This is a genomic window from Stenotrophomonas humi (assembly GCF_001431415.1).
GTDB classification, from domain to species: Bacteria; Pseudomonadota; Gammaproteobacteria; order Xanthomonadales; family Xanthomonadaceae; genus Stenotrophomonas; species Stenotrophomonas humi.
The window spans coordinates 61214-82396 of record NZ_LDJI01000021.1 but is presented as its reverse complement, the minus strand read 5'-3'; the positions used below and the strand labels follow the sequence as shown (position 1 = coordinate 82396).

17 protein-coding genes are annotated in these 21183 nt (G+C 62.1%); 8 read left to right on the top strand and 9 right to left on the bottom strand.

Annotation, left to right across the window (positions count from 1 at the left end; all coding sequences use genetic code 11):
• Positions 1–726 precede the first annotated feature (726 nt).
• Positions 727–1752, top strand: a complete 1026-nt coding sequence (locus tag ABB26_RS19020) for a fimbrial protein (RefSeq protein ID WP_152982655.1) — start codon at positions 727–729, stop codon at positions 1750–1752.
• A gap of 38 nt (positions 1753–1790) precedes the next feature.
• On the opposite strand, the gene ABB26_RS11650 is transcribed toward ABB26_RS19020, so the two are convergent.
• Entirely contained in the window at positions 1791–4754 is a 2964-nt protein-coding gene (locus ABB26_RS11650) for a hybrid sensor histidine kinase/response regulator (RefSeq protein WP_161809045.1), read from the bottom strand.
• Positions 4755–5052: 298 nt separating this feature from the next.
• Here ABB26_RS11650 and ABB26_RS11645 point away from each other — a divergent pair, with 298 nt between their 5' ends.
• The 5 genes from ABB26_RS11645 to ABB26_RS11625 all read left to right on the top strand — a co-directional run bounded on the left by ABB26_RS11645 (position 5053) and on the right by ABB26_RS11625 (position 12042).
• Positions 5053–6285 (top strand): EAL domain-containing response regulator, encoded by a 1233-nt coding sequence (locus ABB26_RS11645; protein ID WP_161809044.1) that lies wholly within the window; start codon positions 5053–5055, stop codon positions 6283–6285.
• 780 nt (positions 6286–7065) lie between these two features.
• A complete protein-coding gene (locus tag ABB26_RS11640; RefSeq protein ID WP_057634286.1) occupies positions 7066–7593 on the top strand; it encodes a fimbrial protein in 528 nt (175 codons plus the stop codon).
• 115 nt (positions 7594–7708) lie between these two features.
• Positions 7709–8461 carry a fimbrial biogenesis chaperone gene (locus tag ABB26_RS11635; protein ID WP_057634284.1) on the top strand — a complete coding sequence of 251 codons (753 nt, stop codon included), beginning with the start codon at positions 7709–7711 and terminating at the stop codon, positions 8459–8461.
• A 216-nt stretch (positions 8462–8677) separates the two neighbouring features.
• Positions 8678–11179: a fimbria/pilus outer membrane usher protein gene (locus tag ABB26_RS11630; protein WP_245626208.1), complete on the top strand. Its 2502-nt coding sequence runs from the start codon at positions 8678–8680 to the stop codon at positions 11177–11179.
• Positions 11180–11352: 173 nt separating this feature from the next.
• Entirely contained in the window at positions 11353–12042 is a 690-nt protein-coding gene (locus ABB26_RS11625; protein WP_057634283.1) for a response regulator, read from the top strand.
• A gap of 21 nt (positions 12043–12063) precedes the next feature.
• On the opposite strand, the gene ABB26_RS19015 is transcribed toward ABB26_RS11625, so the two are convergent.
• On the bottom strand, positions 12064–12282 hold the full coding sequence (locus ABB26_RS19015; protein WP_152982653.1) for a hypothetical protein: 219 nt from the start codon (positions 12280–12282) through the stop codon (positions 12064–12066).
• A gap of 473 nt (positions 12283–12755) precedes the next feature.
• Between ABB26_RS19015 and ABB26_RS11620 the strand changes: the two genes are divergently transcribed.
• Positions 12756–13433: a response regulator gene (locus tag ABB26_RS11620; RefSeq protein ID WP_057634281.1), complete on the top strand. Its 678-nt coding sequence runs from the start codon at positions 12756–12758 to the stop codon at positions 13431–13433.
• Between the two features lie 495 nt (positions 13434–13928).
• Here the strand turns inward: ABB26_RS11620 and ABB26_RS11615 are convergent, their stop codons facing one another.
• On the bottom strand, positions 13929–14189 hold the full coding sequence (locus tag ABB26_RS11615; RefSeq protein WP_057634279.1) for a hypothetical protein: 261 nt from the start codon (positions 14187–14189) through the stop codon (positions 13929–13931).
• 170 nt (positions 14190–14359) lie between these two features.
• Positions 14360–15736, bottom strand: coding sequence for an amino acid permease (locus ABB26_RS11610; RefSeq protein WP_161809043.1), 1377 nt, complete (start codon positions 15734–15736; stop codon positions 14360–14362).
• 142 nt (positions 15737–15878) lie between these two features.
• On the opposite strand from ABB26_RS11610, the gene ABB26_RS11605 reads away from it, so the two are divergent.
• Positions 15879–16616 (top strand): hypothetical protein, encoded by a 738-nt coding sequence (locus tag ABB26_RS11605; protein ID WP_057634278.1) that lies wholly within the window; start codon positions 15879–15881, stop codon positions 16614–16616.
• Between the two features lie 14 nt (positions 16617–16630).
• Here ABB26_RS11605 and ABB26_RS11600 read toward each other — a convergent pair whose 3' ends face one another.
• The 5 genes from ABB26_RS11600 to ABB26_RS11580 form a co-directional block, all read right to left on the bottom strand.
• A complete protein-coding gene (locus ABB26_RS11600; RefSeq protein WP_057634275.1) occupies positions 16631–17209 on the bottom strand; it encodes a methyltransferase family protein in 579 nt (192 codons plus the stop codon).
• 110 nt (positions 17210–17319) lie between these two features.
• Positions 17320–18462, bottom strand: a complete 1143-nt coding sequence (locus ABB26_RS11595) for a nitrilase-related carbon-nitrogen hydrolase (protein ID WP_083490798.1) — start codon at positions 18460–18462, stop codon at positions 17320–17322.
• 519 nt (positions 18463–18981) lie between these two features.
• A complete protein-coding gene (locus ABB26_RS11590) occupies positions 18982–19488 on the bottom strand; it encodes a DUF3598 family protein (protein WP_057634270.1) in 507 nt (168 codons plus the stop codon).
• A 46-nt stretch (positions 19489–19534) separates the two neighbouring features.
• Positions 19535–19897 (bottom strand): hypothetical protein, encoded by a 363-nt coding sequence (locus tag ABB26_RS11585; RefSeq protein ID WP_057634268.1) that lies wholly within the window; start codon positions 19895–19897, stop codon positions 19535–19537.
• Complete coding sequence (locus ABB26_RS11580; RefSeq protein ID WP_057634266.1) at positions 19894–21081, bottom strand: class I SAM-dependent methyltransferase; 1188 nt, start codon at positions 21079–21081, stop codon at positions 19894–19896. The genes ABB26_RS11585 and ABB26_RS11580 overlap by 4 nt, the downstream gene beginning before the upstream one ends.
• Positions 21082–21183: the final 102 nt, after the last annotated feature.

Below are 21183 nucleotides of genomic sequence, written 5' to 3'. Positions count from 1 at the left end.
GACCCCGTGGATGAGAGCGAAGGCACCATGTACTGAAAGCGCGTGATCGTCGATGTCGGCGCGACACCCGGCGGGTGTCACCGCAATATGCTGCGTGCCGACGGATCAGGCTGATCCGTCCAATCGCTCGACTATTTGTCACTGAGCTGCGATTCGGTGGGCACAGGTATAGGCGTGAGGATACTGCTGAACGGGGAAGTGCCCGGCTATGGACCGGATTCGACGGTGCCCGGTGGCGGGAGCCATTGGTTGGCCAACGCACGTGCCACATCTACTTTGAACTACGAATAGCGCAGCGGCTCCATCTGGACAGGGTTCCTGCAACGCCTACCGGCGTGAGTTGGAACTCTCATTCTGGACAAATACCCGGCAGCGATGCTCCTGCACGGGCGTCATGCGTTTGCGCGTATGGCAATGGCTCCCGCCGGAGCAACTCTTCAGTCCCAGGCCGTCGCCGGCATTGATCATCAACTGGCATCGAGGCTTGTCTGCGCTGGGCGCAGCAAGGATTGAAAGACAGGTATCGGGTCCGTGCTCTCAATGAGTGCAGATACCGCACGTCCTATGTTGCGCAGGGCCGAATTAGGACGCGGCTGATTTTCCCGTACTCGGCGCACGCCAATACTGTGCCAGCTGCGCACGACAAGGCGACCAGTCGTCTCGACGGAATGTGCGAATCCTTGCTGGCAGAGGGCCTGCTTCGGCCCGACTACGAGAGTGCGAAGAATGAAGACGATCTTGCGGATGCTGGTGCTGCTGACAGGAGCCCTGATGGTGTTCCCGTCGCTCGCGCAGATGTCCACGTGTACATCTGGCTCCGGCGGGCCATTGAACGTGCCTCTCTACAATCTGAATGGCCCGGTGGTCGTTGACGCCAGTGCGCCGCTAAACTCCGAGATCGCGAGGATATTGTTGGGACATAACGCAAGTACTCAGTTTCTGGTGACCTGCAAGGGAGAGACCAACACCGGACACATTCGGAGCTCGCTGACGGTCACGCGGCCCAAGATCGCGGGCACGAACCTGCATGAGAGCGGTATCCCCGGCATCGGCATGCGTATCCAGATGCGCTCGGTGAGTGGCTCACCGTCGTATCTGTCAACGTCGGTAACAAACGACTACAAATGGACACCTCTGCACTTTGTTCCGGAGACGGAGATACACCTCTTCCGGGTTGGGGAGATCGAGGTCGGCAGATCCCTCGCGTTGGGGGAGATCGCGGAAGCTCGTACGATGGGGGGCGGCATCACCAATGAACTGAAGTGGATGACCTTCCGCTTGATGGATGTCATCCAGGTGATTCCTCAGGTGATGACCTGCGGGGTGATAAAACCGGAGATGCAGGTCCGGCTGCCAAGTGTCCAGGCAGCCTCATTCAATGGCGTCGGCTCAACGCTGGCAGGAGAAGCTTTCCAGATCGGAATGAAATGCAAGGATGGCGTGGCGGGTGCCAAGCGGAATGTCCATGTGGTGTTGACGGACCAGAGCAATCCGGCGAACCGCTCAGACACACTTTCCCTCAGCGATGGCTCCGACGCGCGAGGCGTTGGACTTCAGATTCTCAAGGACACCACGGTGGTCCGATACGGACCCGACTCCAGCGAGGCCAGTGCGGAGAATCGATGGTTGGCGGGCAGTGCAGGCAACGGCGACTTCAGCATCCCGTTGACGGCTCGCTACGTGCAGACCGAGACGGAGATACAGCCGGGGAGTGTGACCGCACGAGCGACGTTCACGATCAGCTATGACTGATCGGTGACGAAAGAACCTATCTGCAGGGTTGAGGAACGTCATGGGGCGTTCGACGCTTCAGGCCCACAGGAAGTCCCGACAGATAGTGAAACTGACCTGCGTCGTTGCAACGCTTCGCGACCGAGTGTGTGAAGCGCGTTCAGATCGGACGTGAGTGATTCCACGTCGCCATTTCGGGCTTGCTTCTCCATGCGCATGCACAATGTGGCCACTTCAGCCTCATGTATCAGTGAAAAAGCACCGCGAATGGAATGCAGATGGCCGCCGATGTCGGTCAGGTGGCGCTCTGTTCCGGCTGCCGCGCCGGATGTGGCGGCCATGGCAAGAGACGCACGGATACTCGCCAGTGAGTCATCCAGTGAATGCAGCAGTGCATCATGTACGGCCGCCGGAAGTGGTCCGCGCGTGATGTCGTTCCGCGGCGGTCCCTCGTATGGTGGCGTGGCGCTGCCGATGAGCCGTTGAGCGATGCTGCGCTCGAGCGCTGCCAGGAGAATTGGCTTGGTCAGCACTTCATCAATGCCCGCTTCACGGCAGCGGCGATGCTCCTGCTCGGATGCATGAGCGGTGATGGCAATGATGGGAACGCGAATGCCTTGCTCGCGCAGGCAACGTGCCAGCGTATAGCCGTCCATGCCGGGCATGTTGAGATCGGTCAAGACCATGTCGTAGCGCTTCTCCGCGAACAGCGCGAGCGCGGAGTTTCCATCTTCCACTTCATCGGAGACGTAGCCCAACGTCTGCAACTGCAGATGGATGAGTTGCCGGTTGGCCGGATGATCGTCGGCGACCAGAACGCGAAATGCAGTTCTGACAGCGGCATCGTGTGGTGCCCACGTCATGGGCGCATCCACGTCAGCGGGGGCATCCGTGCTCAAGCGCAGTGGCAATGTGACGATGAAGGTGCTGCCTGCATCCACTTTGCTGTGCACGCTGATGCTGCCGCCCATCAGTTGGGCAAGTCGTCGGCAGAGTGCCAAGCCAAGCCCGGTGCCACCGTAGCGGCGGGCGATGGATGAATCGGCCTGCGAGAACGTCTGAAACAACCCCGCCTGCTGCTCCGGCGTCATTCCTATGCCGGTGTCGCTTACGCCGATGATGATGGGAGACCCAGCCTGCGCTTCATCTTGCAGGTAGATCTCCAGCAGTACGTCGCCATGTGTTGTGAATTTGATGGCGTTGCTGACCAGGTTGTAGATGATCTGGCGGATGCGCATGGGGTCACCGACATAGGCCGGTCGCAACGCATCATCAATGCTCAGTTCCAAGCCCAGGCCCTTGCTTCTGGCAATCGGTGCGAAGAACGCGGTCACCTGCTGGCCGAGTGCGCCCAGGTCGAAGCTGATCGCCTCGATGCTCATTTGCCCGGATTCGACTTTGGAAAAATCCAGAATGTCATTGATGATGCCAAGCAGCGAGGAGGATGACGACGTCACCGTATGCAGCTGCTGCAGCTGCGCATCGGAAAGCGGCGTGCGTTCCAGCAGCTCAAGATTTCCGAGGATGGTGTTGAGCGGCGTACGGATCTCGTGACTCATCGTGGCCAGGAATGCAGATTTCGCCTGATTGGCGTCGTCCGCCGCCTGCCGTGCCTGTTCGAGTTCATGCTGGGTTTTCTTGCGCAGTGTGATGTCCTTGAAATTGCACAACAGCACATCCGCACCCTGGTACTTGGTACGCACGCCGCTGACCAGAAGGTCGCAACTGGATCCATCTTCCAGCGCCAACTCGAATTCACGTTCGCTTTGGGTCCCGAGGCTTTGCGTACTGCCGCCAAACAATGCCAACAGGCGCATGTGCAATGGTGGGTCGCTGCGTCGCGCATCCTGGGCATAACCTCGCATCGCTGCGTTCTGCAGCAATACCTCGCCGCTGGATACCGAAAGCAACGCCAGACCGAACGGAGCCGTTGTCACCATTGTGCGATTGAGGTTCTCGCTTTCAGTGATGCGCTGTGAGCGTGCAAAGCCGGGCCGGAAGACCTTGCGGTCGATGAACAACAGCACGCCCCAGACGAAACCGATTGCCAGCAGCATCGCGCCCACATAGCTGAGCAGGCGTGGCCACAGATCGGCCAGGATCGTGCGCCAGGAGAAGGCATGCACGATTTTCCAGCCGGCACGGGAAATGCTGTCGCTGACGACGAAGTAGCCATCGCGGTAGATCAGTGTTGCCGGTGCCGCGGCTGCCAGCGCGTCGGAGATGCGCAACACGTCAGCCTGCGTGTCGGCCGGGGCCTCGCCCAGCAGCAGATTGTTGCGCGGATCAACAATCAAGGATGCCTCATGCCGGCCTTTGCCAGCCAATAATGGTGTGAGCAACTTCGTTGGGTAAGAGGCCACGAATACTGCAAACAACGTGCCTTCCGAAGCGGCGCCCTGCACGAGCCGGATCGATGTCCCTGCGGTCATCGGATCGGGCGCCGGTGGCAACCACCACGGCGTGTCGGCGTCGAGTAGACGGCTGATGTCTGCAGGCGTGCTGAGCTCGCCCAGATCGGCCGCCACGCGCTGGAGCAGGCCAGTGGCGCCGTCCTTACCCATCGCGAGGGTGGCCGGGTCGTTTGGTACCGGCCCCATGCCGATGAAATGGCGGTCGGGGCTGAAGAAATAACCGGTAGACATCAATGCTTGTGAATAGGCGCCAGCGTGGTAGCTGATGTCATCGGCCATGCGCAGGTAAGGCGCGTAGTGCTCGACCGGCTGTCGGGGGGATATATCGGCCAGGATCAGCACCGGCGGGAAGCTGCTGTTGCGTTGAAGCACCAACCGGCCGTTCCCGCGAACCAATTCCGCCATCAGCGCCGGGTCGGGCTTCTGCCGCGATTCCCAAGCGAATTCTTCCTGCTTCACGCTGATGCGCATTGCGCCCTCGCGTATCGCGAACGCCCCTCGCAGTGCTGTTCGTTGCATCACGAAGTCGGCGTAACGGCTGGCGATGTAGTCCTTGACCTGCGAATGCACGATCACTGCAGTGACCGCTGCAAGAATCAGCGAAGTCACCACGCCGCCGGTATACAGCAGCAGACGCTGGCGGCGACTGAGCAGCTTGAGCGCGCCCTGTCCGCCGTCGGCTGATCCAGGGCTGTCAGGTGAAGACTGGGCCAGCTGCGTTGTCATCTACCGCCTTCCCCGGGCTGAATGGGATTCATCATAGGCCCGTAGGGCTGATTACGGCACTGTCCTACCCGGGGTTGGGCAGATTAAGACTTGACCGATATGGCCGATCCCAAGGCGCTGGAACAATGGTTCACATCGAAACGCACCGATGTCCATCGCCCCGCACCGGGAGGAGCCACGCATGAACGCCCTAGTACGCGCTGTACAGCCCATCGTTCAAACACGCGTCATCCGCAGCAGTCTCGTGGTGGATGGCAACGAACTGCACCAGGCGCCGCTCGTCAATGCGCTGGTTCGCACGGGCGTGGCCAATGTCAAGGGTGTTCAGGATGGCAGCCGCGCGGTTGCCGCACTGCGTGACCAGTCATGGGACGCTGTTTTCCTGGATCTGGATGTGCAGGACATCACCGGCATGCAATTGGTCGACATCCTGGTCGATCGCGGCAGCAAGGCCGGTGTGGTGATCATGAGCAGCCAGCCCAGTCGGCTGCTGCATGCGGCCAGCGGCTATGCCCGTGCCCGTGGTTTGAATGTAATCGGTGCGCTGCGCAAGCCGCTGGAACCGCAGGCAATCCGTGACTTGATTGATGATTTTTCGCTGTCGCAAGGCGTCGCAGCCCGCGGCGTGAGCCTATCCACGCCGCTGCCGGATCTCTCCGCAGAAGCACTTCGCCACGCGTTGATGGCGCAGGAGATCAAACCGTACTTCCAGCCACAGCACAACGCTTCCAATGGCGCGTTGCGCGGCGCCGAGGTGTTGGCACGCTGGCATCGTGCTGACGGCACCGTGCTGTGCCCGGATGTGTTCCTGCCAGCGTTCGAGCGCGCCGGCCTGTTGGAGAGCCTGACCAACTACATGCTTGCCTGTGCGTTCGAGACCATGAGCACCGATGCGCATGGCAGCGGCCGCCTGTTGGCGATCAATGTGCCCGCCACGGTGGCCCGCTCGACCCATTGGGCGCAGAGCATTGCCGACCTGGCCGGCGTGGCCGGGGTCGATCCTGGCCGTGTGGTCATCGAGATCACCGAAGATGGCGGCGCGCTGTGCAATGCGGCGCTGTCGGGTGCGGTGACGCAGTTGCGTCTGCGCCGCTTCCAGTGCGCCATCGATGACTTCGGCAGCGGTGATTCGTCGCTGGATAGACTGCTGTGCGTGCCATTCAACGAGATCAAGATCAACCGCAGCATGTTGCAGCAGGCGCGTGAGCATCCGCATGCGCGCAGCGTGCTCGCCAGCATCATTGCCATGGGCAAGCAGCTGGTGGCGACCGTGGTTGCAGAAGGTATCGAGGACGAAGAAGACCTGCAGATGGTACGTAACCTCGGTTGCCATGTGACACAGGGCTATCTGCATGGCCGGCCAATGTCCCGTGCGGCATACATGGGTTACCTGCTGCGCAGCGGAAACCGCTGATCCAGCCAAGGCTATCGACCTGCAGTAGCTAGAACGATTGCCGTGATGGTGGGACATGGAAAGGAACCGATGCCGGAAGCGTGAATCATCGCGCTTCCGGAATTGCGTCGTTCGAGCTTCGCTCTCGCTGCGATTGATCCGCATGCTCGTGGCTGGAAAGAACGCAGTGCATTCTGGATGGGTAGATTCCTCGAAGCGATCAGCCGTTGGTGAGGCATGGCTCCCAGGATGATTCTATGACCGGTTCCATTGGCGCAAGCGCAAGCCCATGTTCACGCCCGCGCTACCACGCGAAAAGTACGGAACCGAGAACCACGACGGCATGCAAAGGCAGCGCTAACGCATTGGAAAACAATGCAGGCCTCAAAGCCAGAGACACTTGATCATCCGTATCGCCTCGGCGCGCTATCCCATATGGCGATGCCCCGCATCGAACACCGCAAACGGGGCTCGCCTGCGCGCTATGTGCCGGGTCTGGAAGCTCCGGCATTGTCCGGCGACTTCCGAGTTTCCATGCTCCGGTCGACATGTTTGCAGATGGCATGCCTTGCGAACTTACCTGTGTCGTACCCCAGATTGATGAAAGTCGGGACAGCTCGATCCGGTGATTTAGGAATAGTCCTATATCGGGAGGCTGTGATTTGAGCCCTGCCCGATTACCTGAAAACAAGACGAATCCTAGACTTTCATCGCGCTGACGAGAACCGGTCATTGCGCTGGAAATCACACAGAAATGCTGTTTCTTAAGGCTCTTCCAATCCTCCAATCAGGACTACTGAAATGAACAAGCTCTCCCTCGTTGCCGCCATCGCTTTTGCTGCCGCCATGATGGCTCCGGCTGCACAGGCCGCTGATGGCACCATCGAATTTTACGGTGCCGTGACCGGCGTTACCTGCAAGATCAATCAAGGCGCCAGGGACATGACCGTGGTGCTGCCGACGGTGTCCACCGATACCTTGAAGCATGCTGGTGCCCAGGCAGGCCGTACGCCGTTCGTGATCGAACTGACCGACTGTGACGCCGGTGCCGGCACTGTTTCGACTGTTTTTGAAGGCGACAGCCACATTGATGCGAACGGCAATCTGAACATTGATGCCGGCGGCGCTGCGAATGTGCAGGTTTCGCTGCTTGATGAGAACCACAAGAAGATCAAGGTGGGCTTCAGCAAGAAGGACCAGGATTCGCAGCAGGTCAGCGTTGTCGGTGGTTCCGCATTGCTGAACTACTACGCTCAGTACGAAGCGACCGATGCCGCCGGCGAGGGCGCGGTCGTGACCCGCGTCCGTTACAGCATCTCGTACGAATAAGTCGCAGTAGGCGATGCCTTCCGCGCATCGCACCATGCACGGTCCAGTGCTCCTGCCGAAGGGCGGGAGCGCTGGGTGCCCGGCATACAGAAGGGCTAATCCTCGGAGAAAACGCATGAACCATGGTATTCGCAAGCTGATGGTGTTCACGCTGGTCGCGCTGTCCACAATCGCGCTGCAGGCGCAGGCGAGCGTGGTGATCGAGGGGACGCGTGTGATCTTTCCTGGGCAGGGATCTGAAGTCACGGTCAAGTTGAAGAACGTAGGCAATCATCCTGCTTTGGTACAGAGCTGGCTGGATGATGGTGACGCCGCCGCATCGCCGGAGACCCTTGACGTTCCGTTTATATTGACCCCAGCGATGTTCCGCCTGGACCCGAGCAATGCGCAGACGCTGCGCCTGATCCATACCGGCGCCGGGATGGCGAACGACAAGGAAACCCTCTACTGGCTCAATGTGCTGGAAGTGCCGCCGAAGTCGCACGAAGATGCCAACCGTCTGCAACTGGCGATACGCACACGCATCAAGATGATGTACCGGCCGCCCGGTCTGCCAGGCCTGGCAGCGGACGCGCCCAAGGCGGTGCGTTGGGAGCTGGTACGCAACAGCGGCGGCAAGGGCTATGCGCTGAAAGGCAGCAATCCCACTGCATATTTCGTCAACCTTGGCAAGGTCAAGCTGAGTGCCGGAGCGGTCGAGTTTGACGCCGGTGCTGGCCACATCGCGCCCGGTGATATGGCGTTGTTTCCGATAGGCGGGTTGGAGAATGCACCAAGCGCGCCGGTCGAAGTGCATTTCAGCGCACTCAACGACTGGGGCAGTGCCGTACCAGGCACCCAGGCACTGGCCGCCTCCGCGCCGAACTGACCGCAGTGCCTGCAGCCGCAGGCGTCGCACTCCTTATCGCATCCCCGCATCGTCCTGATCGTCGCATCGGGACGCTGGAGGCGAGCAACCGTCATTGGTCTGCGACGCCGCATCGGGGCAGCGGACATCCAGGTGAACAACGTGATCACTGCCACTTCCCGCCTTGTGCCCCGTACCTGCCTTCCGCGTCGGCAGCGCTTGCCTACATTGATCCTGGTGGCGCTGGCTGCGCAATGCTTCGATGCAGTGGCAGCCGAGGTAGCCATGTCGGCTGTGGCCATGGCGCCGGTGCAGTTCGACAGCGAGTTCCTGGTGGCCGGCGGCAGTCGGAACGCGGACCTCTCACACTTCGAGAAGGGCAACGCGGTGCTGCCGGGCAGCTATCGCGTGGATATCTACGTGAACGCCGACCATCGTGCGCGCGTGGATGTTCCGTTCCGGATGATTTCCGGCCACACGGAAGCGCAGGCCTGCTTCGATGCCGCTCTGCTGCAGCGGGTGGGGGTGAACATGGAGCGTCTGCCCGACGACATCCGTACCCAGCTGTTGACGCAGGAACAGTGCCTTCCACTCGCGCAGGCAGTGGCTGATGCCCGGGCGGATTTCGATTTCGGAGTCCAGCGATTGAACCTGAGCGTGCCGCAGGCGGCGCTGCTGCATCGTCCTCGGGGCTATGTCGATCCCTCTGCCTGGGATGCGGGCATCAATGCCGCGATGCTTGGATACAGCCTCAACATGTATCGCCAGGACAGTTCGTCGGCGGGCTCCGCAAGCATGCAGGGCCATCTGGGCTTGAATATGGGCGTGAACGTAGCCGGCTGGCGCTTTCGCCACGACGGCTCTTACCGCTTTGATGACCGTGGCAATCATCGTTACCAGGCCATCGCCAGCTATGCCAAGCGCGAGGTGACCTCGTTGGCGGCCGAATTGACCGTGGGCGAAACCTATACGCGCGGCGAGCTGTTCGACTCCATTGCGTTTCGTGGGCTGCGTCTGGAAACGGATGAGCGCATGCTGCCGGATTCCCTGCGTGGCTATGCGCCTACCGTGCGCGGTATGGCGCACAGCAACGCCCGGGTCACCATTCGGCAGAACAACGTGCTGATCCACGAATCGACGGTGGCTCCGGGCGAGTTCGAGATCAATGATCTGTATGCGACCGGTTACGGCGGCGACCTGCAGGTCACCGTGCAGGAAGCTGACGGTAGCAGCCGGGTGTTCTCGGTGCCGTTCGCTGCGGTGCCGATGTCACTGCGTCCGGGCAGCAGTCGCTTCAATGCGGTGCTTGGGCAGATGCGAGATGCACCCGCCACGGATGAGAGTTTGTTCGTGCAGGGCACGTGGCAGCGAGGCATCTCCAACCGCACTACCGGCTACACCGGGCTTACCCTGGCTGCCGGCTACGTCTCCGGCATTATGGGCGTGGCGCTTAATACGCGACTCGGCGCTGTCGGCGCGGACATCACCCAATCTTCCACGCATTTTCCGGGCAAGGGCACAGAGCAAGGCGCCAGCTACCGTTTGAGCTATGCGCGTGATGTCGCCAGCACCGGCACAAATGTTTCCTTGGCTGCTTACCGTTACTCGACAGGCGGCTTCTACGGTCTCAACGAAGCCGTAGCGGCGCGTGCTTTCGCCAGCCGCGAGGCTGAGCTCAGCCCGCAGCGGCAGCGTAATCGTGCATCGTTGACTCTTGGTCAGCGCCTGGCTGAGCGCGGCGGACGACTGAGCGTGACCGCGTCGGTGGCCGACTACTGGAACCACGGTGGTTCGGACGTCAATTATTCGGCCAGCTACAGCGGTCATTTCCGCACAGTCGGCTATAGCCTGTCAGCCAACCGCTCCTACCTGGGCAGTGGCCGGGCTGATACTCAGTACTACGCCAACTTTAGCCTGCCGCTGGGCAGGACCCGGCCGCAGACGTTGAACAGCAATTTTTCACATGTGAGCAACGGCCGCAACCAAGCCCAAACCACTTTATCTGGTGCTGCCGGCGAGGGTAGCAAGCTTTCCTATGGCCTGACCGCCACCCACACGCAGGGCGGCGGCATCCCGTCGGATTCGGGTGCCAGTGCCAATATCACCTACCGCGCCCCAAAGGCAGAGCTGTCGGCCAGTGCATCTGCCGGTAGCGGGTACTCGCAGATGTCCCTGGCGGCGCGAGGTGCTTTGGTCGTCCATTCCGGTGGTTGGACATTGTCGCAACCCATATCTGAAACCTTCGGCATTGTCGAAGCCGCCGACGCCGAAGGTGCTCGTTTGCTCAGTGCCTCCGGGGTCAGCGTAGATCGACGCGGCTATGCGGTAATCCCGTACTTGACCCCCTATCGCATGAACGCTGTCGAGCTGGATCCCAAAGGGCTCTCCACCGATGTCGAGCTTAAGGCTAGTGGACAGCAGGTCGCGCCGCGTGCTGGCGCGGTGGCTTTGGTCAAGTTTGCGACCGCGTACGGACGTTCGGCCGTCCTTGAGGTCAAACGCGCCGACGGAAGCGTGCTGCCATTCGGTGCGAATGTGCTGGATGAAGACGGCCGGGAAATGGGCGTGGTTGGCCAGGCCGGTCGAGTCTTCGCTCGCGGTTTGAAGGAGCAGGGGCGCTTGACCGTCCGGTGGAGTGATGCGGAGACCAATGTCTGCAGCATCGACTACGCCCTGCCGCAGCGGCAGGACAAGACGGAGGGTATCCAGACCGTTTCGGGCACCTGCCGGCCCGGGTGACCCTGCAAGGGAAATCTGCCGCCCGGCACGGGGCCCAACCGTGCCGGGCGCGGAAGTCATCCATGGACTTGGCTGTTGTCATAGAATCCGTTGGCACATGAGCCTCATGTGTGCTGATGGGCGGAGGCGGAGCCATTGCCCTCCAGTTCGGCGTGCTGCCCAGAGGGGATGTGATGGAAGACTTCCGGATCCGCGTCGTACTGGCCGATGACCACCCCGGCATGATCGCGGGCGTACGCCACGAGCTTTCTTCCGTGCAGACGATAGAACTGGTGGGCACTGCCAGCGATTCCACCTCGCTGATCGCCCTGCTTGCGCAGACGCCTTGCGAAGTGGTTGTGTCGGACTACGCCATGCCAGCCGGCGAGGTGGGTGACGGCATTGCCCTGTTCGGCCAGATCAACCGTCGCTATCCGGATATCCGACTGGTCGTGCTGACCATGCTCGACAATCCTGCGGTGTTGCACATGCTGGTGAAGCAGGGCGTGCGGTGCATCGTAAGCAAATCCGATGCCATCACCCACCTGGTACCTGCCATCCACGCTGCACGCACCGAAGGCAAGTACTACTCGCCGTCGGTGGAAAAGATAATCCGCGACGCCGATTCAAAGCGCGTTGGCCGCAATCCGGAGGGTGTGCTGAGCCAGCGCGAGGTTGAAGTCGTGCGGCTCTACGCCTCAGGGCTGACCGTCAACGAGATCGCCGAGCGTCTGCATCGCAGCAAGAAAACCATCAGTACGCAGAAGGCCATGGCGATGGACAAACTCTCCATCGAGCGCGATATCGACTTGCTGCGCTATGCCATGGAGAACGGCTTGGTGCCGCCGGCAGGTGTTGCCTCGAGTCAGGGCGAGAACACCTGAACGTTGCGTGGGCGACTTGGCTCACCACGCGGCCTGTTCCCCTGCAATCTTGACCGACGTGCGGGTACCGGTAGCGTTGGTGGAAACATTCTGCCACTCGCGCATGATCTTCTGCCTGCGTTGCGGCGATGCAAACATGAAGTGATTGAGGGTGTCGAGGAACTGACTTTTCTGCCGTACAGAAAGGTGTGAGAACTCGATAAGAAGTTGTCGTACTTCAACGAACTTTGTATTGGTCAAGGTAGGCCCTCGTTGAGGCAGTCCTGCTGCGTGTCGATACCCATGCTGAATACCGGCGATTGTATTCTGGCGCTCCTGCAATGGAGTAGCGGAGCCGGAGACAAGCTAGTGCCTGGCACTGCCTTCGTCCATCAGACGAACGCGGAAATAGTCCGGCAATTTTCGGTCCATCGGAATGTCGCTTGGAGCCGGGTGCAAATGCCATGTGGCGAAAGGGTTTCTTGGATCCGCGAGGATGTTGTAGTGCTTTGAAAGCAGTATTCCGAAAGCAGATATCGGATTTTTCCTAGCCCTGCTGCTCGTGTAATAGGACTCGGTCTGCTTACTTGGAACTGCATCTCGGCCTACAGTTTCTCTTTGAATCTGATCGGTTCCGACGCAACCGTTCCTGCGTTGAAGGCCGCTGATGTTCAAGCCGCTGTGCGCGGCCGTCACACTCTTACTCTTCCGCCGGAAAGTCCAATCGATTCGCCATGAAACCATTCAGTCTCCGCGTCGTTGTCGCCGATGACCATGCCGCCGTACGTGCAGGAATCCACCACGCAATTTCTTCCGGCGGGGCGGCTTCCATCATGGGCACGGCGCGGAATTCAACCGAGCTGTTGGACGTGCTCGGCAAGGGCGCATGCGATGTGCTCGTCTGCGACTATTCCATGCCTGGTGGCCGGTACGGTGACGGCGTCACGCTGTTCCGGTTGGTCAAACAGCGTTATCCCACGGTCAAGATCGTCGTACTGACAATGCTGGAAAACCCGGGCATCGTGCATTCGCTGTTGAAGCTGGGCATCACCTGCGTGATCAGCAAAACCGACTCCATGAGCCACCTGATGCCGGCCGTGCATGTCGCCTACGCCGATGGGCGATACCTGTCGCCGACCATCACCGCGATCATGGACTCGGTGGCCCCGGGCGGCCCCGAACTGCACTCGCTTACCGGCCGCGAACTGGAAGTAGTGCGGCTGTATGTGTCCGGTTTGACCGTCAACGAGATCGCCGAGCGGCTCAACCGCAGCAAGAAGACCATCAGTACCCAGAAGGGCGCCGCCATGCTCAAGCTTGGCCTACGTCGTGACGTGGACCTGCTGCGTTATGGCATTGAAACCGGCCTGGTCGCTGCCGACCCGGGGTCGCTGCCGCAGCGCTTCCAGTAGGCCTCATTGCCGGTGTTGTGGGCGCTTCCTGCCTGCGGCGGAAGGGCCGGGCAGCTGCAACACCGCATCCACTCCCCGCTGTGTTCGATGCATGACTATCGAGCCGGCGTGTGTCGGACTTTCATCCACGGTGTCCGTTCTCCTGCCAAGGACAGGTTGTCGGCAGCATCCGCGTGGCGATACGAGCTGTGCCGCTGATCCTGCCGCGATACGCAGAGTCGGGGCTTGGCCGATGACACCGGAAAGGTGGGGGCGCCGACGCCAGCGGCGTCTGCACGATGGTGCCGGAGGGAACAGGTCGAAGCGAGCAATCAGCCGAGGCGGAGAGAGCCAGCCAGCGCTGACCTGATCGGCTTCTCAAAGCGATGGCTTCGCCGCCGCGCCACCGTATGCGGTCCATGTGTCTACCGTGGATGCTTCCGGCCGGAAGATCTCAGGGCGCCGCGGGATCCAGAGCGATTCGCCGCAGCCTTTCTGGCGTTCTGCTCGCGGGGTTCAGATCTCGGGGCGGTTGAGCGCGGCGGTCATTGCCGCGGCGTCTTCACGGGACAGGAACAGGTACTCCAGTTCGCAACCGCCGAACTTGTCTTCCAGTTCGTGCTGGCGCACCGGATGGCTGCCAAAGCGGTAGTGGGTGCTGCCGTCATCGGAATCGATGACGTAAACACCAAACGACGGCGGATTGGTCAGGGTGCCTTCCAGCTTGACGGTTGAGGGGTCGATGGCGCGCTGGATAAGGTCTTCTAGGTCGATCATGGCGTAGCAGCAAGAGGGGGTGAGGGGAATGGGGCGCTCGCAGGCCGGGCCTCACCCGCCGGGTGAGGCACTGGCGAGGTGCGCTTCCAATGCGCGCAGCCTGCCGTCAGTCGCTCCTTAAAACAAGCCCGCCATGTAGGCGGGCTCGTCAACAGCCTGTTTCGGCATGATCAGCCGTTGCGACTGCGCCGGGCCAGCCCGCTGCACAGCGCGATGAAAGCGGTCAGCGCGGTCATCGAGAGGAACTGCAGGCGGGTTTCCGGGGCGGCCATCAGCAGCGCGAAGATCACCGCCAGAATCACCAGCGCCAGCACCGTCAGGTACGGATAGCCGGCCATCTTGAACGGCAGCACGGTGCCCGCCCGTTCGGCACGGCCGCGCAGGATCAGCTGCGAGACCAGGGTGATGGTCCACACCAGCAGGCAGGTCGAGCCAACCACGTTGAGCAGCACCGGCAGCACCTTGTTGGGGTACAGCAGCTCCAGCACGGTGGCGCCGAAGCCGAACAGTACGCTGGCCAGCACTGCCAGCACCGGCACCTGGCGGACATTGGTGCGGGCCAGCCAGCGCGGTGCCTCGGCGCGCGAGGCCAGCGAATACATCATCCGCGAGGCGCCGTAGAGGTTGGCATTGAGTGCCGACAGCAGCGCGATCACCGCGATCAGGGTGATGGCCGTAGCTGCACCGGGGATGTTGGCCACGCTCAGCACGGCGGCGAACGGTGACTTGAGGGTGTCGCTGGTCCAGGGCACCACGGCGATGATCACGCCGATCGAGCCGATGTAGAACACCAGGATGCGCCAGGCCACGGTGCGGATGGCACGCGCCAGGCTGCGCTCCGGGTCCTGGGTTTCGGCGGCGGCCACCGCCACGATCTCGGTGCCACCGAAGGCGAAGATCACCACCAGCAGCGCCGCGCCGATGCCGGCCAAGCCCTTGGGCATGAAACCGCCATGACCGGTGAGGTTGGACAGGCCCGGTGACGCCACGCCAGGCAGCAGCCCGCACAGCAGGGCGATGCCGATCAGGATGAAAGCAATGATGGCGCCGACCTTGAGGATGGCGAACCAGAACTCGAACTCACCGTAGTTGCGCACGCCCATCAGGTTGATCACGGTGAACACCACCATGAACGCCAGCGAGGTCAGCGGCACCGAAAGCTGTGGCCAGACCGTGGCCAGCAGGCCGGCTGCGCCGACGGATTCGGCAGCGATCACCACCACCAGCTGCGCCCACCACAGCCAGCCCACGGTGGCGCCGGCGGTCGGGCCCAGGGCATCGGCGGCATACACCGAGAACGCGCCGCTGGTGGGCCGTGCGGCGGCCATCTCGCCCATGGCGTGCATCATGATGATGACCAGGGTGCCGGCCACCAGGTAGGAGATCAGCACCGCCGGGCCTGCGGCCTGGATGCCGACACCGGAGCCAAGGAATAGGCCGGCGCCAATGGCGCTGCCCAGTCCCATCATGATCAGCTGGCGCGGCTTGAGCGCACGCTCCAGATTCTGCGACGGCGCGGTGGCCGGGGCGGAAGGATTGGCGGGCATCGATATCATTCGGAAGTATTTGGAGGCCGACACGATACCGCGTCCGCCAGCCATCGTGACGCCCGGATCGCCTGTGAAACGGCGCATGCCGGTACGATGAACGTCTCGGCGTCGATGTGCGCCTGCAGCATGCGGAGCTCCGATGCGCGGTCTGGATTTCAGCTCATGGCAGGGCCTGCTCTCGACCCTGGTCGGCCTGGCCATCATCACCTTGATCGGCGTGGGCATCCGCCTGCTGGTCATGCAGGCAGTGCAGCAGAAGCGCGAGGCGGCCAACCGGCAGATCAACGAGCGGCTCAAGACCCTGATCGCCGCCTACAAGACGCTGGGCGGCTCGTTCACCGGCAACCTGAGCGTGGACCCCAGCCACCTGCGGGAGTTGCGGCTGCGTGCAGCTGCGCTGGCCGCCGGGCAGGCGGTCGCCGCGGCCGAGGAGGCGGTGCTGCTGCCACAGGTGGGACAGGGCGAAGCTGGCGACCGCGCGCGCCGCATCCGTGATGCGGTGGAGGGCGCGCTGTCGGATGTGATCCTGCTTGGCACCGAGGAGCAGGTGCGGTTGGCGGCGCGCGCTGCCACGGACATGGTTGAAGGACGGCCGATCCACACCGCCGAGCTGGTGGTGTCGCTGCGCGACTTCATCCGCAAGGTGCTCGACCTGGACACGATTTCGCCGAGCGTGGCGATCCCGCGGCAGGGGCCATCGCGCCCGGCCAGTAGTGGCGGCGGCAAGGGAGGCGGCGCCAAGGACGCGGAACGTGGCGCTGGCAAGGGCGGTGGAGGCGGCGGCGCGGGAGGCATGGGTGCCGGTATGGGAATGGGCGCCGGGCTGGGCTACGGCGCTGGCCGTGGTGGCGGCGAGAACGATGACGGACGTGCGTGAGGGCGCGATTTCTTTCAGAGCAGGCCTGGAATCAGCCGCCTGGTGCGCCGTGCATAGTCGAGGTAGGGCGCGCCGAAATGCCGGGCGAGGAAACGTTCTTCCTGGTGCAGCTTGAACCAGAATGAAGTGAACACGATTGCCACCGCGATGATTCCGCGCCAGTCACCGACCATCAGTGCCGTGCCGCAGAACAGCAGCAACAGGCCGCTGTAGATGGGATGCCGTACCCAGGCGTAAGGCCCGTTAGTGATCAGTACGTGCTCCTGCTTGATCTGGACATTGCCGCTCCAGTTGCGGCCAAGCTGGTGACGGGCCCAGATGGCCACCACCGCACCGGCCGCGCCCAACAACAGCGCGATGGCGAAGACCGTTGTGGAGTGCGGCACGAACTGCTCGCGCAGCCAGCTGTGTCCAAACCAGTGGCCAGGGCCAAGCAGAAACACCGCGACGGCCAGTGGCAGCCAGTACGCGAGCAGTTGTCTGCGACGTGATTCGTTGCGTGCGACGGGTTTGGCATGCAGCGCGCTCCCGCCCCAGTAGATGAGCACCACGAGCCAGCACAGCATCAGGGCGGCTTTGAGGTAAGCAGGCATGGTGCAACCCGGGGTTGGGGGATGGGTTGGACTCTACCCGGATCCGCCGGTGGTGCCGGTGTTGATGCTGCCCCCTTCCCCGTCGGGCAAGGGGGCGAAGCAACACGGCCTTACTTCCAGCGCGACTTGCCGCGGATGTAACGCGCGGCATCTTCCAGTGAAGTGGGCAGGTATTCGGACCACAGGTTTGGCGGGTAGGCGTTCTGGTAGGTGTCGTAGACGTCGCGGAACAGATCCATGTGCACCACCGGTTGGCGCTTGCGGGCGCGCAGTTCGGCAATCGGCACGCGGCCGAGCACCAGGGTTTCTTCCTTGCTCTGTGCTTCGGCGATGGCCTTGCCGGTCGGATCGTACAGGGCGGTGCCACCTGAGCCCGGGTCGTCGAAATACGGGCCGTTGTCCGGCGAGATCGAGTTGTTGACGATGGACGAGTAGACGCCGTTGTACATGGCACACGCGGCCACATCCATTTCCGAGAAGCCGCCCGAAGCGGTACGCAGAAACACCTCGGCTCCCTTGAACGCCATCGCCCGGAACAGCTCCGGCTCGCGCTGGGTGGAACTGGTGCAGAGATTGCCCAACGGCGTGCGCGTGACCGGCACCACGGCGTCACGGCCGTACATTTCCACGTAGCGGTCGAGGACGTCGTAGGTGGTCGTGGTGAACAGCTCGAAATCCGGGAACGCACCCTTGAGGTTGCGCGCTTTCCAGTGTTTGTCCACGATCTCGCCCTTGTCGTTCATGATCGTGGTGATCGACAGCACGTGGCCCGGCCAGTCCGGGTCGGTGGCGTAGGCGCCGAATACAATCCATGTGCCGTACTGCCGTGCCTTCTGTGCGATGGCCTCGGTTTCCGCGCCGGGAATGGTGATGGCGAACTTGAGGATTTCATCGCGCGTCCACTTGCGCCAGCCGGTCAGCGGGAATTCGTGGAATTGCAGCAGATCGGGCTTGGCGTGGTAATGCGCCTTGTCGATCAGTTCGAGCATATGCGCCAGGTTGCGCTTGGTGCCTGCTTTCCATTCGCGGGCGTCGAAGCTGTGCACGCGCGACTGCACCAGGCCCAGCGTCCATGCCGGCTTGGCCAGTTCAACGGTGTCGTAGGTGCCGTCCGTACGCTCGTTCAATGCATCCGGGCCTTTGCCCATCGCGGCCTGTGCCGGTGCCGAGGTGCCCAGCAAGGCCGGGCCGACGGCGCCCAACGCGGCCAATCCTGCGGCGCTGCCAAGGAAGTGTCTGCGGGAATTGCTCATGTGTTGCCTCGTGGTTGGAGCGGCGGGTTGATGTTGTGTGTAGTGGGGCAGGTGGTGAGCGCGGGCAGGTGCCCGGCCGTAGCCGACACTCAGCCAATTGACCGGAAACTCCCTTCTCCCGCGCGCGGGCGAAGGTACCCAGTCGGATCCGACACTCAGCCAATTGACCGGAAGCTCCCTTCTCCCGCGCGCGGGCGAAGGTACCCAGTCGGATCCGACACTCAGCCAATTGACCGAAAGCTCCCTTCTCCCGCGCGCGGGAGAAGGTGCTCAGCCGGATCCGAGACTCAGTCAATTGACCGAAAGCTCCCTTCTCCCGCGTGCGGGAGAAGGTGCCCCGGAGGGGCGGATGAGGGGGGCTTTTTGGCTTTTGCTTGGACGCTTCCCCTCTCCCCAACCCATCTCCGCAAAGGGAGAGGGGCTTGAGCGGTCGAGTGCTCAAACAATCGCGGGGCGCTGCGGCGCCCCGAAATTGCATTGCATGTCATCCGGCCGAATCGAATCGGATCCAGCAGCTGATTAGATCGCCTCACCCGAAAAACTTGGGCCGGTGATCTTTTGCCAATCGCGGCTGACGAACTTTTCGTCGATCAGGGTGCGCTGTACCAGCACGCCGTTCTTGTACCAATGCCAGATGCGGTTGCGCAGCTGCCCGTCGTCGGAGAGCTGGATCATTTCGTACAGTTCCAGCCCGTCCTCGCCCTTGCGCTGCCAATACAGCATCAGCGTGCGGTGATGATCGTCTTCTGGAATCTCGGTGCACCAGCCGTAGATCAGCTCGTTGTCGAAGATGATGCGGCCGAACGAATAGGTGGTCTTGAAGTCGCGGACTTCGGTCTTGCCATCGGCCCAGCTGTAGTGGTTGGTCTGATGGTAAGGGGCCTGGTCATCGCCGGTGATGCGGCAGACCAGCCGCGACTTGTGTTCGTCGATCTTGTCGCCGTTGGCGTCGTAGTAGCGGTACATCCCGTCCCAGACGCCTTCATGTTTGGCGAGGTAGGGCATGTGTTTCTGCAGATCGGTCATGTGCTTTTCCTTGGTGTGAACTTTGATGGGCGACGCGCGTGGCGCCTTACTGGTCGCGAAGTTCATCCATGACTTCTTCCATCGGCACGTCCATAGCACCGCTTTCCAACGCTTCGGTTTCCTGCTGCACGATGCGCAGCACCCGTGCGATGTATTCCTTCATCCACAGCGTTCGCTGTGCTTCTGCTTCCCGATCCGGACGGAACTGGTCCAGCTCTTCGCGGCTGAGCAGGCCCTTTTGCTCGATCAGGCGCTCCAGCGCGTCCAGGCGCTGGTGGGTGACTGCGTTCTCCATCGCGATGGCCATGGCGATGGACAGCACGCGCTCCACGTCCGGGTCCTTGAAGAAGTACGGGCGCTTGCCCCGGGCGCGGCTGCCGGCCAGGGCGATGGGGTCGATGCTGCTCATGCTTTCCACGCTCCGAACATGGTCCACAGCGCGGCGCGGCCGTGGTCTTCTCCGCTCTCGCTGGCCACCGGGAAGATGTCCCGGTCGACCACGCCGCGTACCTTGGTTTCGAAATAGCGTTCGGCGTCGAAGCCGGCCGCAGCCATCATCTGGCGCAGGTCGTACTCGTGCATCACGCTCCAGAATGGCTCGTTGTTGTTGTACGCATCCCAGTCACGGATGAACTGTTCGTACGGGTCCATGCCGTGGTACTGCGGCTGCTCCAGATGCGCGGTGAGTCCGCCCGGTGCGAGCAGCCGGTTGATCTCGTGCAGCTTGCGCGGCATCGCCTTCGACGAGCTCTCGTGCCAGAACATCGCGGTGGTGATCAGGTCGAAGTGGCCGTCGGGGTAGTCCAGCGCCTCGCCGTTGGCCTGCTGGAACACGATGTTGTTCACGCCCAGTGCGCGGGCGCGTGCATGTGCGTAGCGCAGCATCGGTGCGGCCACGTCGATGGCGATCACTTCGGCATCGGGAAAGGCCTGCGCGACCGGCACGATGTTGTGGCCGACGGTGCAGCCGACATCAAGGATGCGGCGCGGCATGAACTGCGGATGTTGTTCCTTCAGCCATTGCGCCAGTGCCTGGCCGCCGCCGTCGTTGTAACGACCGAGCATGCCGCCGGTGGTGGCGAAGATGCCGCAGTCGTAGTTGGCGGCGGCGGATACATCATCGGCCAGCAGCTCGGTGTGGTAGCCGCCGGGCATGCAATGGATGTCCACCGCGCTGGAATAACGCGGCACTTTCAAGGATGCATCCAGCTGCAGGCCGTCATCGGTTGCATTGAGTGCGCGGGTTTTTTCGATCAGCGCATCCACCTGCCTGAGCACCAGGCCGCGACCTGCCTGCTGGCGCATTTCCATGCTGCTGCGGCGCAGGGCGCTCCAGGTCTGGTAGACGGCGTCACCGGCCATCGCCTTGCGCACTTCGTGGCGGGTTTCCGGTGCGCGGCCTTTTTCCTTCTCGAACGCGGGCTTCACCCTGCGCTCGTAAGCGACCTTCACTTTGGGGCTGAGCTGGGTGGCCAGGTAGCCGTTGAGGTTGGCCAGGAAGTCGAAGCGCGCGGTGTCGTCGTGCGTGCTTTCGGGAAAGACCGCGTGGCGACCGACGTGCTGCCAACTCGGTGGCAGGGCTTGCTGGCTCATGGCGACTCCTGGGGACAGGGGAAGTAGGTTCTAAAGTTATATCTATATGTCATGTTGATCCGGACACGGTCAAGCGCCCGGACCAGACCTTTTCTGCTTTCT